Here is a 13,890-nt window from a genome sequence, read left to right as displayed (position 1 = left end):
CGTGGCTACCCCTCGCATGGTGAGTACAGTGCGGCCAGTAGCCGGCGTGCCAGCGAGATCCCGCGTCAGGACGCGAGATGTGCCGTCGCATTCTTCGTTGTATTCTCGTGATCGATTTCATCGAATGCGTTCAATGCTGCATTGGCACGTTCATCGGCTCGTGACGAGCGAGATCATGCTTCGTTCAGCCTCATCAGCCATTGCAGCGAGCCGCGATCAGCTCGTTGAACGTTTCTATCTGCGCGTCGAGTAGGGTCGAGATGCCAGTTTGTTGTCGGGCCGCCTAAGGCTGCGGCTTAGCCAAAGTGGAGGAAGGAAATCGCAACGTTTATGGCAAGCCGGTCACAAGCAACTCCACTGAGGCGATCGCTGACGTGATCTCCTCCACCACTAGAGAGCAGACCAATCATTACCCTATTGCCCTCTTGTTGGCGAACGGGTCGCGAGCAATCAGCATGCACTCGGGTCAAGCCGCTGCGTCCGAGTTGATGGTCGCGGCTTGAGAGCGAAGAGTGATCGTATCAAAAAGCCGATCAAGCATCCCTTGTTCGGCTGTACCGGCAAGTTCGTGCTTCCGACGACTCATGATGAGCCCGGAGTGCAGCCAGGCCGCGCCGCAGTTTCGCCGATTAGTACAAGGAGGCGCGTCTCGAGCTCTACGCGAACTCTTTGCGAGCGCGTCCGGTTCTCGCCGTCGTTGCCGTCCTGAATCGCCACAGTTGCGGTCAAGCCCGACACCAGCGGCACACCAGGCGACACATTGTCGATCGCGACCTGCACTTCACCAGATTCGGATGCTGACGACACCGTTGGTGATGTTGACCGAGAACTCGTAGGTCGGATCGCACGCACCCCTTGCGTCACGAAGAGATGGTCCCAGGAGCCATCGTACGCACGACCGGCTCGCGGACCGGGAGCCGGCGTATGCGACGCCTTCGACCGCATCATCGGTGCAAGATCTCTGCGCGGCGTTCCAACGCCGAGAACCGCCCATTGATCTTGGCTGATCCAAACCACGTGACCTTCCTTCTCCTTCCCAATAATTCGGCACGTTTCGTGACACTATACTCGCAACCCCGGCACATGTGCGGCAAGTAGATGCCAACGATGGCGCGTTGAGAGAAAGGTAGCTGTGACATCGAAACGAACGCTCGTGACGCCATTCGACGTTTGGCGCGACACGGTTCGGGCGAAGTGCGGAAGACCAAGTCAATCGCGAGAGACTGGAACGATTCTTGGAACGCTTAGGAGGAGTTTGACATGGAAATTGACGGCACCACCCGCGACCCGTCCCACGCCTACAATCCTCTGATCGGGACCATCCTTCCGCGCGCCTTTGGCTCGATCAGCATTCTCTCCGTCGCGTGCATGGGCGAGAACCTCTGATGTCCGATCGCGCGCCCGCCATCATACTGGTTCACGGCCTTCTTGATTCCGGCTTGATCTGGCGCCCAGTCTTGGATGTCCTCGGCGCCGCGGTCGTCTCCGGCTGGATAGCGACTGACCTCGCTGGAATGGGATCAAAGTGCGCGGCCGAAGGACCTTTCACCCTCCATCGCTATGCCGACGATGTTTGCGCGATGATCGATCGGATGAGTGCGCAGGTCGTTCTAGTAGGTCACAGCATGGGTACACAGATTGTCGAACTGGCCGCCGCGCGCCGGCCCAAGAATGTCGCTGGGCTTTTGCTGCTCTCACCAGTGCCGCTGGGCGGTGTACGTCGCCCTCTGGGTGTAATGAGGGCTCTCGCTGCGACGGGCGGAGACGTCGAAGCTCAGCGCAAAGCTCGGCGGCAATTGATGGGTCAGCCCCCCGACCCGAGCACGCTGGAATTCCTCACTGGATTGGGTCGCGAGGTCAAACGCGAGGTCACCGAAGTGCTGGTAAGGGTGTGGAACGAGGGCGTCGCTGAGGGGCGCAAGCCGAGCGTCTTTGATGGCCCGGTGTTGGTTGCGACAGGCGATAAAGATCCTTTTGTCACCGCAGCGATGTCGATGAATGTCTCGATGCGTTTTCCAAACGCCTCGCGGATCCCGGTAGCTGGCGCCGGACACTGGCCACAGGCGGAGCGACCGCAGTCCGTTGCGAAGATCATCTCGGACTTCATCACGTCGGTCTCTGAGGGGGTAGGTCATAACCTACCTACAGCTGGTCGCAGCGGCGCCACGCTGGCCGGTCTTCCCGCTTCAGATCCGATATCACCGCGCTGACCCGCCGACGGGATGAGGCTCAAGTGCCACAGGTGCCAGCATCGTCGCGATCACCCCGCACGGGAGAGGGCATGCACCCGTCCCGGAAGCTTGCCGCCATCCTGGCCGCCGATATTGCCGGATACAGCCGGATGATGGGCTTGGATGAAGCCGGCACGGCTAAGGCTCTGAGCGAGCACCGCGTGGCGGTTGATCCAATTCTGGCTGGTCGAGGCGGTCGGGTATTCAAGGCTACGGGCGACGGTTTTTTGGTTGAGTTCTCGTCGATCGTTGCTGCAGTTGAGGCGGCGATCGCTGTCCAAAGGCTCATGACCGAGCGGAATACGGGCGTGCCGGAGTATCGGCGCATGCTGTTCCGCATCGGCATTAACCTGGGCGACGTGTTGATCGAGGGCGACGACATCCTGGGCGACGGCGTGAATGTTGCATCTCGGCTTGAAGGAATTGCTGAGCCCGGCGGCATCTGCGTCTCCGAAGATGCATATCGGCACGTTCAGGGCAAAACTGTCGCGGTGTTCGCCGACGCGGGCGAGCAGCAACTCAAGAATATAGCCAGGCCGGTCCGCATCTACCAAGTGAAGCTCGACCGCCCGTCTGCGCCCGCGCTATCTCCCCTGCCGTTGCCGGACAAGCCCTCAATTGCTGTGTTGCCGTTCCAGAACATGAGTGGTGATCCCGAGCAGGAGTATTTTGCTGATGGCGTAGTGGAGGAGATCATAACTGCGCTGTCCCGGTTTCGGGAGCTATTCGTAATCGCACGCAATTCGACATTCACCTACAAAGGCAAAGCGGCTGACGTCAAACGGGTCGGTCATGAGCTTGGCGTTCGCTATGTTCTAGAGGGCAGCGTGCGGAAAGCAGGCAATAAACTCCGCATCACAGCCCAATTGATTGATGCGCCAACCGGCGCACATATCTGGGCCGATCGATTCGATGGCATACTGGAAGATATTTTTGAACTTCAAGATGCAGTCACCGGCCGCGTCGCAGCAAGTATCGCGCCAAGTGTACAACAAGCTGAGATCGCACGCGCGCAGCGGAAACCAGTCGAAAATCTATGCGCTTATGATCTGTATTTGCGCGGATTGGCAAATGTTCACGAGTGGACCCGCGATGGAAATGAGCGCGCACTGTCCCTGTTTAACAAGGCAACAGAGATGGACCCAGGCTTTGCCACAGCTTACGCTGGGGCTGCTTGGTGTTACGTTTGGCGAAAGGCAAACGCATGGGCTCCGCGCCGGGATTTTAGGCCGGCAGAAGCTGCCCGGTTGGCCCATCGCGCAGTGGAGTTAGACAGGGGTGATTCAGTCGCGCTCACTTGGGGCGGGTATGCCCTTGCGTTCGTCTGTGGTGATCTGGAAGCAGGCGCGAGTCATATTGATCGGGCCCTAATACTCAATCCAAATTCAGTGAGCGCGTCGGGTTGCCGTGGCTGGGTCGCCGCGTATCAGGGGGATGTACAGCTGGCTCTCGATCATTTCGCAAAGGCTATGCGAATGAGTCCTCTTGATCCGTTGCTGTTCGCGCTCTACGGAGGCATTGCTTTGGCGCATTTTCTTGCCGAGAAATATGATGACGCTGCGGATTGGGCAGAACGAGCTTGGCGGCTGCAACCTCGTTATCACGCAGCCCTAAGGATCGCTGCCGCAAGCAACGCTTTAAGAGGCGACGGCGAAGCAGCCGCTCGCGCCGTAACGGAGCTGCGAGCGCTCGACCCTGAACTTCAGGTTTCAAACGTCCACATTCTTCTTCCTGTACGTCGGCACGAACACCTCTCGCGCTTCAAAGCCGGCTTGCGCATGGCAGGGCTTGCCGAATGACAGCACTTCGCAGGCTTGCCGGCATCCGGCTCAGGCCACGCTTGCTCGGGTGAGCGCGCGCCCCGGAAGGCGCTGAATCAATGGCACGTCGCTCTGGTGGCCGTCTTCGGCCTGTTTGCCTGGAGGACCCGAGATCGCGTCTAGCCGTTCACACGGCACCGATTATGCAAAGCCGTCGAACTACAGCGGCGCTCCTGGATACGGCTACGACGGAGTCACCAGTGGTCACTTGTGGCACTCCGAGACCAGTAGATGCCTCACAGGCAACTACCGGATCTACTCACTGGCGCACTACCCGCTGCACCACGCTTGTGCCTACGCCCAGCGTTCGGCCGATCTTGAGGACGCCCATGCCCTCGGCCTGCAGTTCGCGGATGCGGGCTTCGATCGCTGGCTTTACCAGCCGGCGGCCGAGCTTCGTCCCCCTCGCCTTCGCTCTGGCAAGCCCGGCGTTCACACGCTCCCGAATAATGCCGCGTTCAAACTGGGCGAATAACCCACGCGACGAAATTGTTTCTCCGCCGCTTCCAGGATTCTCGCGCGCGCCTCGTCGGAATCTTTTCCCGTTTGGACCGGACGGTTCATCGATTTGAGCGAGCTTTATTCGGCGGCCAACGCCGGCCGTAGTTCCGGCTGCTCCGTCGAATTCTGGTGGACCTGATCTGCCGTGGGCTTGATCCGGAACCACGCAGCATAAAGTGCGGGAAGGAACAGCAGAATCAGGACCGTTCCGACTGCAGTACCGCCGATCAGCGTGTAGGCCATCGATCCCCAGAACACGGAATGCGTGAGGGGAATGAAGGCCAGCACGGCAGCAAGCGCGGTCAGGATCACGGGCCGCGTGCGCTGCACCGTGGCCTCGATCACGGCGTGATAATCGTCAAGGCCTGCAGCGAGGTTTTCCTTGATCTGTTCGGTCAGGATCAACGTATTGCGCATCAGGATGCCGGCCAGTCCTATCAGACCCAGAATGGCGTTGAAGCCGAAGGGCTGGTTGAAGGTCAGCAACATGGGCACGACGCCCACAAGGCCGAGCGGTGCCGTTAGCATGACCAGAGCCATCGTTGAGAACGACCGCACCTGTAGCATGACGACGATCAGCGTGGCGGCGATCATGGCAGGGAAGACCAGAAGAAGCGCGGAATTCGCTTTGCCGGCCTCTTCGATCGATCCCCCCATTTCGATACGATAGCCGGCAGGAAGAGATGCGATCAGCGGCTCAAGGGCTGTCTTGATTTCCTTGGAGACCTCTGGAGGCTGCGTCGCCTCATTGATGTCCGAGCGGATCGTAATGACTGGCGTACGATCGCGACGCTTCAAAATCGGCTCCTCAAGTCGGACTTCGGAATGGCCGACCTGGTCGAGCGGAATCGAGCGGCCGTCCCGGCTCATCAACGAGAAATCGGCCAGACGCGTCGGATCCAGCCGCTCTCCGCCGGCGCTGCGTGCCACGATGGGAACGTTGCGGATGTCCTCGCGGACTTGCGTAACGGCGATGCCGGTGAGGAGAAACTGGAGCTGCCGGCTCACTTCCGCTGGTGAGAGCCCGATCAGGTTCAGCCGATCCTGATCTGGGATGAAGCGGAGCACTGGCGTGCGATTACCCCAGTCGCGATTCGCCTGCCGCACATCGGGAACGCCGTGCATGATATCGAGAGCCTTTTCAGAGATCGCATACAATTGCGCGCGGTCGGCTCCCATGACCCGAAACTCCACCGGGAACGGTGTGTAGGGTCCGAACACAATCTGGGTGACGCGGACATAGGCCTCAGGTGCGAGCCCTTGTGACACCGCCTCTCGGAGCCGGTGCTTCAAGGCTTCGCGCGCCTCCGCGTCGGGCGTCAGCACGACGATCTTGGCGAAGGCAGGATCAGGCAGTTCCGGCGCCATCGCAATGAAGAAGCGAGGAGCGCCCTGACCGACATAGCTGGTGACGATCTTCGCCTCAGGCTGATCGTGCAGCCAACCTTCGAGTTTCTCGACAGCGGCGGTCGTCGTCTCAATGCTGGTGCCTTCCGGCAGGCGAACCTCCACCAGCACTTCGGGGCGGTCGGATGTCGGGAAGAATTGCTGTTTGAGGGCGCCCATTCCCGCGCCGGAGAGCGCGAACGCGATGGCGACGATGCCTACGGTCAAGAACTTGTGGCGCACGGCGAAGGTGATAAGCCGCCGTAAGCGCCGATAGTTTGGCGTGTCGTAGATCGCATGGTGACCGCCCTCAATCGGTTTGATCGCGGGCAGCATCTTGACGCCAAGATAGGGCGTAAAGACCACCGCAACGATCCACGAGACGATGAGAGCGAACCCGAGGACCCAGAAAATGTTGCCGGCATATTCGCCGGCCGACGAGCGCGCGAAGCCTACGGGCAGAAAGCCGGCGACCGTCACGAGTGTTCCTGACAGCATCGGCGCCGCGGTGTGGCTCCAGGCATAGGCCGCCGCCTTGATGCGGTCCATGCCCTCTTCCATTTTCACCACCATGACCTCGATGGCGATGATCGCGTCGTCGACGAGAAGGCCAAGCGCCAGGATGAGAGCGCCGAGCGTAATGCGGTCGAAGAATCGGCCTGTTTCCAGCATGATGAGGAACACGGCGGCAAGCGTCAGAGGGACGGCAGCCGCCACGACCATGCCGACGCGCCAACCGAGGCTGAGCAGGCTCACCAGCAGTACCACGCTAAGCGCCATCGCAAACTTCATCATGAATTCATCAACCGCCGAGGTGATGTTGACGGCCTGATCAGTCACCTTTTCGAGCGTCATCCCGAGCGGCAGCGTCCGTGCGATCGCTGCGGATCTCTCTTCCAGCTTCTTGCCTAGCGCCAGACCATTCCAGCCCTCCTGCATGACCGCCGCGAGCATGATTGTTGGCTCACCCTGGTGTCGGATGATATAGGTGGGCGGATCCTCGTAGCCGCGGCGGACCTCGGCGATGTCGGAGAGCTTGAGCGTTCGCGCGCCAGCGACGATTGGCGTGTCGGCGATCGCCTGGACACCGTCATAGGCGCCGTCGAGCCGGATGAAGACTTGCGGGCCCTTGGTGTCGATCGAGCCTGCCGGCGTGACGGTGTTCTGCCGCTGTAAGGCGGCCACAATATCCTGTGCCGACACGCCGAGGGTCGCCAATTTGGCAAAGGAAAACTCAACGAATATCTGCTCAGGACGTTCGCCGAGGATGTTGATCTTCTTGACGCCGGGCACATGCAGGAGTTCCTGGCGGATCACCTCGGCCTTCCTAGAGAGCTCGCGCATCGGCATGCCCTTGGCCTTGAGGGCATAGAGAGCGAAGCTCACGTCCGAATATTCGTCGTTGACGAAGGGGCCGAGCACGCCAGATGGCAGGTTGCGGGCTTCATCCCCGAGCTTCTTGCGGGCCTGATAAAACTCCTCCTGGACGACGGATGGCGGTGTGCTGTCCTTCAGCGTGACGGTCAGATACGCATAACCCGGCCGCGTCGTCGTCTCGACCCGGTCGTACCAGGTCAACTCCTGAAGCCGCTTCTCCAGGGGTTCAGCAACGAGGTCCTGCATCTCGCGCGCAGTCGCGCCCGGCCATACCGTGGTGACCGTCAGGGTCTTGATGGTGAATTTGGGGTCCTCCGCGCGCCCAAGCACAAAGAATGCATAAGCGCCCGCGGCGGCCAGCAGGAGGATGAAGAACAGGGTGACAGCCCGTTCGCGGACGGCGATCGCGGAAAGATTGAAGCGCATCAGTTGCTCCTGTCCTGAGAGGCGGTCCTGACGCGAGCGCCGTCCTGCAGGAGATGAGCGCCGAGCGAAACAACGGAATCACCAGAGCTCAGTCCGGAGATCACAGCGGCTTCGCTCGTCACACGTGCAAGCTTGATGGGCCGAAAGTGCACGGTCGAGGTAGCGTTGTCGAAGACCCAAACGCCGGTCTTCCGGCCGTCATCGAGGACGGCTCCCAGCGGCACCTGGACTTCCGGCTGAGTCTCCTGGCTTGCAAGCCGAATCGTGACGGTCGCGCCAAGCGGTGCCGCCGCAGCCTCGCCGTCGAGCACGTAGCGGGCCTCATAGGTCCTGGTCTGGGCATCGGCGGAATCCGACAACTGCCGAAGATGCGCCGCATAGTGCTGTCCATCGCTCCCATACAGGCTCGCCTCGGCGACCGAGCCGATCGCCGGCCGGATTGTTTCAGGAAGCGCGACCACCGCTTCGCGGGGACCAGCCTGGGCAAGCCTGACAACGGTCTGGCCGGCAGAGACAACTTGCCCTGGCTCACCAAGCGTTTGCATGACCGTTCCGTCCGCATCCGCCACCAGAACAGAATATGTCGCCTGGTTCTCGGCCACCTTGGCCTCGGCTTCCGCCGCAGCGAGTTGTGCGTTGGCTGTATCCGACGCGGCCTTCGCCTGCTCGTAGCGCTGTTTGGGAGTCCATCCGTCGTTGACCAGGTTGGCGTATCGTCGCTCGTCAGCTTCCGTCTGAACGACTGTTGCGCGCGCCGCGGCAACCGCGTTGCGCTTCGCCGCAAGCGCAAGGCGGAGGTCGGTTTCATCGATCCGCATCAGCGGCTGCCCGGCTTTGACCTGCTCACCAACATTCACGAGCCGCTCGACGATCTTACCGGCGACGCGAAAGCCAAGGTTGCTTTCCACCCTCGCGCCGATCGTACCCGTGAAGCCGCGTTCGGATCCGCTCACCCGCGCGGCGCTTACCAGGCTGACCACGGGCGGATCCTGCCTCGGGTCACGCGCTGCGGAGGCTTCATGAGCAGGAATGGCGAGAGTAGCGAAGACGGCTGCTCCGGACGCCGCGACAAGGACACCTGCCAAGACCACAAGTCTGCTCTTTTTCATCGCCGTCTCCATGCCATTTAGCTTTCGTTCGAACTCTATAATAGAATTAGAGTTCATTCGCAATCTAAACTAGTGCCTTAACGGGAATGTGATCGCCGAAAACCACTCATTACGGCCCTTCGGGACGGTAAATCCGACCAAGCAACTTGATAGATTGCATTCGAACGCTATATGAAGTATAGAGTTCGAACGAAATCCAAATGGAGGTCCAAGATGCGAGTGAGTCGCGTTCAGGCTGCGGAGAACCGCCAGACCGTGATCAACGTGGCCAGCCGCCTCTTCAGGGAGCGCGGCTTTGATGGCATCGGGCTCAAGGATCTGATGGAGGGGGCCGGGCTAACCCAAGGTGCCTTCTACAAGCAGTTCGAGTCCAAGGAGGATTTGGCGGCACAGGCGTCCAGACGCGCATTGGAGAGCGCCTCCCAACGCTGGTCGGCCGCGATCGCGGAGAATCCTGATGATCCGCTTGGCGCGGTGATCGCGTCCTATCTGAGTGCGGGCCATCGCGAAGAAAAATTGGACGGCTGCCCCGTCGTGGCGCTCGGCTCTGACGCCGCCAGGCAGGGGCCCGGCGTGAAAGCTGCGTTCGAAGAGGGCATCAAGGCGTATCTCGAAGTCCTCGGCCCCTTGCTTCCCAAGACCGACGGCGAGGATTCCAACAGGAAGGCCATGGTCGTTCTGTCGACAATGGTCGGCGCCATGACGCTATCGCGCGCCGTCAACGACCCGGATCTCGCGCAGGCCTTTCAGAATGCGGCCGTCGAACACGTTCGCGAAGCCGCTGCCGCTTGAAGATCGCCCCCTCGGAGCACAGAGAACTCAGCGTGACCGAACTCAAACCAAGTTTGCTGAAAATATCCGACAAGCTAAGCGTACGTTTTCAAAAGACCGGCAGCGGACTTGCGTTGCTCCTCTTGTATACAATCCGCACTCAGCTCGAATATTTCCGGAGCCTTGCGCCCCTCCTGGCGTTTGACGGGGTAAAGTCCGCTAGGGCTATACGGCAGGCAGAAAACCCGACACGGCTGTTGTTCATCGATGTGTTTGCGTCGCGTAAGGACGCTGACGCCTATTTTCAGTGGCGCAGGTCGACAGGAGACCTGGATTTGCTCGCCACGCTTGTCAGCGAGCCGCCAGTGATCGAGGTCTGGCCGCTCATGACCGGCTCTCCCGGTTGAGCACACTCGAGTTGTGATGGTTGGCGCGAGATAGCCGCGCAGCGTCGTAAGCAGCCGAATTTCCAGTTGTTCGAAATCAAAGATCGGCCTCGATGCCGATGAGGACTTGCCGTGACCAAAAAAACAACTCCCACCTCTGAACATAACCGGATGCCGGTTGCAGTCCTCATCTTGACGCTAAGCACCTTCGCACTTGGTACATCAGAGTTCGTCATCATGGGGCTGTTGCCGGAGGTGGCGCACGATCTTTACGTTTCGATCCCCGCGGCTGGTTGGATCGTCACCGCCTACGCTCTTGGAATTGCTATTGGCGGTCCAGCCATGGCACTGGTCTCGGCGTGTCTTCCCCGAAAGCGCGCTTTAATCACGTTGATGAGCGTGTTTGTACTAGGCAACGCGCTGTGCGCGCTTTCATCGGCGTACGGGTTTCTAATTGTGGCTCGCGTCGTCACCGCGATGGGTCAAGGTTCGTTCTTTGGCATCGGAGCCGTGCTGGCGGCAAGCCTCGTTCCTGAACACCGAAAAGCATCGGCGATAGCGACGATGTTCGCAGGGCTGACCCTCGCCAACGTCGCAGGGGTGCCGCTTGGTACCGCTCTCGGGAATTGGGCGGGCTGGCGCATGCCATTTTGGGCCATCTCGGCTTTCGGCATTGCAGCGTTGGTAGGGCTCGCGACCTTGCTTCCCGTGAGGCACGATGAAGAGCGTGCTGATTTCGTAACTGAGTTTCGCGCCCTCACGGATCTGCGTATCTGGGCCGCGTTAGGCACCACCGTCTTGTTTACTGGATGCGCCTTTCCCCCATTCACATATATCGTCCCGATGATGGAGAATCTTTCAGGCGTTACTCCGAACGCCGTGACGCTCAGCCTCCTCTCGGTCGGCATAGGATTAACCATCGGCAATTTCATTGGAGGCCGATTGGCCGATTGGAATGTTGGGCGCGCGCTTGCGCGTATCGCAATCGCGATCGCCATCGTCTCCGTTACCCTGCGCTGGACGAGTTCTTCCTTGATCCCATCGGAAATCAATTGGTTCTTCTGGGGCGTTACGACCTTCGCGGCAATTCCTGCGTCGCAAGTAAACGTCATGCGCTTCGGAAAACAGGCACCAAATCTGGTTTCCACGTTGAATATTTCCGCGTTCAACATTGGCATAGCCCTTGGCGCTTGGATCGGCGGCGAAGTCCTCGCGACCGGTTATGAACTCGCAGGAATCCCTGTGGCGGCCGCCGCCGTCGCTCTGCTCGCCTGGTTTGCGACCGTCACGACGGAAAGGCTAAACCGCCGTTCCGTCCGAAAAATACAGGCGCTTGAGATTTGACCGCGTCCGCCATGCTGGAAGCTCCAGGAGCCCAAGCACGGTGGGTATCGTGGGCGAAACGACGAACAAATGTTCCCCTGACTCCCCACGTCGTTCGATTCAGCCGCGCCATGCATGTGCCGCGCCGGCGGTGGACCCAGGCAAGCTTGCCGATCGACCAGACGTCGCGCAAAAATAGCGGACCGCGGCCCCCGACCGTCGAGATGTTCAGGCTGTCGCTGATACGTGCGCAAGCTGCGTAGCTCTAGGGTGGTCAATAATCAGTCAAGGTGAATCCTGAGCGGAGGTCGCCGGCGCGCGCAGACGCCGCGTAGAGGAGAGGAGCGTAGTAGCGGAAGAACCGTCCTCCTAACCCACGGCGAAAAAACTACAGCGTTCGCGAAGAATTGGCGCAAGACCGCGGAATTCTTCGGTGGTTTAGCGGCAAATTCAAACAATCGGATACAGCGGAGAGCTGTGGCGTAGCGTGGCGGAGAGAGTGTCAGTCAATCCTCATTGAAAGAGAAGGCATTTTCGACCTTCGTAGACCAAAACCCACCAATTGAGCTACGGCGAAATTGTCGTTTCCATGCTTCGCTGGGAACCGAAGATCTTCAAAGTGTCAATGAGGTCTTTGTTATGCCTGGGCCGTTGGCGTGCATTCGGAACAACTAACGATCTGAAGCCGGCGACCTCGCGCCAAAATCGTAAGTTTGGCAAACAAAATCGCGTAAATGGCGGAGAGAGAGAGAAACATGTCTCCAACTATTCGCCTTTGAGGGCGCCCCTGTTCGCCGCTACTCTCCGCCGTCGAGAATCCCTCAGAGCTGGCTCGCGTGATACTGGCGACAGAATCAGCGTAATGATCGAACACAGGCGGCAAGCAGGTGCAACTTCCAAAATGGGCGAACGCACGCTCAGACGCCTACTCATCGTCGGCATTAGCGCCGTCGTAACCCGAGCGAACCTCCATATGGCGCGCAGGCAAGGAAGTGAAGGTAGCTCGAGCACAAGGGTACGGTTGCCTCGGCGCCGTGCAATGCGCTCACTCTGCGGCGAGCGCGTGGTGTCGCCGTGGCAATCCAAGTCGCCCACACACATCGACCAGCGCTTCAGCGAGTTCGTCGATCAATGCGTCGTCGTGATACGGCGTCGGCGTGATGCGCAGCCGTTCGGTGCCACGCGGAACGGTCGGATAGTTGATCGGCTGGACATAGATGCCGTGCTCGGCGAGCAGGAGATCGCTCGCTTCCTTGCACTTCTCCGGATCACCTACCATCACTGGCACAATGTGCGTGTCATTCGGCATGACCGGCAGGCCGGCGGCATTGAGTACAACCTTGACCCGCGCGGCGCGGTCCTGATGGCGGTGGCGCTCCCATTGCGAGGTCTTGAGGTGTCGGATCGCCGCGGTGGCGGCGGCGCACACGGCCGGCGGCAGCGCGGTGGTGAAAATGAATCCCGGCGCGTAGGAACGCACCGCATCGATGATATTGGCATTCGCCGCGATGTAGCCGCCGAGGCAGCCGAATGCCTTCGCCAGCGTCCCCTCGACCACGTCGATGCGGTGCAAGGCCCCTTCCCGCGCGGCGATGCCGGCCCCGCGTGGCCCGTACATGCCGGCCGAATGGACCTCGTCGACATAGGTCATGGCACCGTAGCGCTCCGCGAGATCGCAGATGCGGTTGACCGGTGCGACGTCGCCGTCCATCGAGTAGAGCGCCTCGAACACGATCAGCTTCGGGCGGTCGGGCGCCGCCGCCGCCAGCAAATCTTCGAGATGACTCACGTCGTTGTGGCACCAGATCTTCTTTTCCACGTCGGCGCGCCGTACGCCCTCGATCATCGAATTGTGGTTCCAGGCGTCCGACAGGATCAGGCAGTTTGGGAGCCGCCTGGCAATCGTCGCGATGCCGGTCTCGTTGGACACGTAGCCTGAGGTGAACACCAACGCCGCTTCCTTGCCGTGCAAGTCGGCGAGTTCCCGCTCCAGCTCGACCAGTGGATGATTGGTGCCGGAAATGTTGCGGGTACCGCCCGCTCCAGCGCCCATCCGGGTTGCGGTTTCGACCATCGCGCCGATCACCTTTGGATGCTGGCCCATACCGAGGTAATCGTTCGAGCACCAGATCACGACCGGGCGTGGGCCGTCCGGAGAATGCCATATCGCGTGCGGGAAACGACCGGCAATGCGCTCGATATCGGCAAACACGCGGTAGCGCCGCTCCTCATGAAGGCGGGCAAGCGCTGCCGAAAAGAAATGATCGTAGATCATAGATCGAAATCTCCGTCCGCTTTCGGCTCAACGATTGGGACTTCCCCGATCCAAGAGAGCCTCCATGCCCATCCCATCCATCACCCGCGATCCATCAGCCGTTCAGAAGGGGCGGCCGGTCCGCCGGGAGGGAAAGGACCGGCCGCGGGGAGCCAAAGCGAAAGAGGCGAAGCATCAGGCTCCAAGGCGCTTGGAAGCGCCGTCTGCCTCCGATAAGTCAAATGGTATGCGACAAGGAGCGTTGGCGCGAGTGAAGCAGTCCAAATCACGGCAAATTCTTGCGAA

9 protein-coding genes are annotated in these 13,890 nt (G+C 60.3%); 6 read left to right on the top strand and 3 right to left on the bottom strand.

The annotated features are described in order from the left end of the window. The first annotated feature begins 1,260 nt into the window (after positions 1 to 1,260). The 3 genes from QDT69_RS33410 (at position 1,261) to QDT69_RS33400 (ending at position 4,030) form a co-directional block, all read left to right on the top strand. Positions 1,261 to 1,386 (top strand): hypothetical protein, encoded by a 126-nt coding sequence (locus tag QDT69_RS33410; protein WP_279710724.1) that lies wholly within the window; start codon positions 1,261 to 1,263, stop codon positions 1,384 to 1,386. Beyond that, complete coding sequence (locus QDT69_RS33405) at positions 1,386 to 2,210, top strand: alpha/beta hydrolase (RefSeq protein ID WP_279710723.1); 825 nt, start codon at positions 1,386 to 1,388, stop codon at positions 2,208 to 2,210. Before QDT69_RS33410 ends, QDT69_RS33405 begins: the two co-directional genes overlap by 1 nt. 71 nt (positions 2,211 to 2,281) lie before the next feature. After that, a complete protein-coding gene (locus QDT69_RS33400) occupies positions 2,282 to 4,030 on the top strand; it encodes an adenylate/guanylate cyclase domain-containing protein (protein ID WP_279710722.1) in 1,749 nt (582 codons plus the stop codon). Positions 4,031 to 4,630: 600 nt separating this feature from the next. On the opposite strand, the gene QDT69_RS33395 is transcribed toward QDT69_RS33400, so the two are convergent. Together QDT69_RS33395 and QDT69_RS33390 are read right to left on the bottom strand one after the other, a co-directional pair. Next, positions 4,631 to 7,741 (bottom strand): efflux RND transporter permease subunit, encoded by a 3,111-nt coding sequence (locus QDT69_RS33395; protein ID WP_279710721.1) that lies wholly within the window; start codon positions 7,739 to 7,741, stop codon positions 4,631 to 4,633. Continuing rightward, positions 7,741 to 8,850 carry an efflux RND transporter periplasmic adaptor subunit gene (locus tag QDT69_RS33390; protein ID WP_279710720.1) on the bottom strand — a complete coding sequence of 370 codons (1,110 nt, stop codon included), beginning with the start codon at positions 8,848 to 8,850 and terminating at the stop codon, positions 7,741 to 7,743. The genes QDT69_RS33395 and QDT69_RS33390 overlap by 1 nt, the downstream gene beginning before the upstream one ends. Positions 8,851 to 9,063: 213 nt before the next feature. On the opposite strand from QDT69_RS33390, the gene QDT69_RS33385 reads away from it, so the two are divergent. The 3 genes from QDT69_RS33385 to QDT69_RS33375 all read left to right on the top strand — a co-directional run bounded on the left by QDT69_RS33385 (position 9,064) and on the right by QDT69_RS33375 (position 11,351). After that, positions 9,064 to 9,642, top strand: coding sequence for a TetR/AcrR family transcriptional regulator (locus tag QDT69_RS33385; RefSeq protein WP_279710719.1), 579 nt, complete (start codon positions 9,064 to 9,066; stop codon positions 9,640 to 9,642). A gap of 32 nt (positions 9,643 to 9,674) precedes the next feature. After that, positions 9,675 to 10,028: a hypothetical protein gene (locus QDT69_RS33380; RefSeq protein ID WP_279710718.1), complete on the top strand. Its 354-nt coding sequence runs from the start codon at positions 9,675 to 9,677 to the stop codon at positions 10,026 to 10,028. A 111-nt stretch (positions 10,029 to 10,139) separates the two neighbouring features. Beyond that, positions 10,140 to 11,351, top strand: a complete 1,212-nt coding sequence (locus QDT69_RS33375; RefSeq protein WP_279710717.1) for an MFS transporter — start codon at positions 10,140 to 10,142, stop codon at positions 11,349 to 11,351. Between the two features lie 1,024 nt (positions 11,352 to 12,375). Here the strand turns inward: QDT69_RS33375 and hemA are convergent. Then, positions 12,376 to 13,605 (bottom strand): 5-aminolevulinate synthase, encoded by a 1,230-nt coding sequence (gene hemA, locus QDT69_RS33370; protein WP_279710716.1) that lies wholly within the window; start codon positions 13,603 to 13,605, stop codon positions 12,376 to 12,378. Positions 13,606 to 13,890 lie beyond the last annotated feature (285 nt).

The sequence above is a fragment of the Bradyrhizobium sp. CER78 genome (assembly GCF_029846235.1).
In the GTDB taxonomy this organism is placed as follows: Bacteria; Pseudomonadota; Alphaproteobacteria; order Rhizobiales; family Xanthobacteraceae; genus Bradyrhizobium.
Note: the sequence above shows the minus strand (reverse complement) of the source record. Positions and strands in the feature narration are given on the sequence as shown.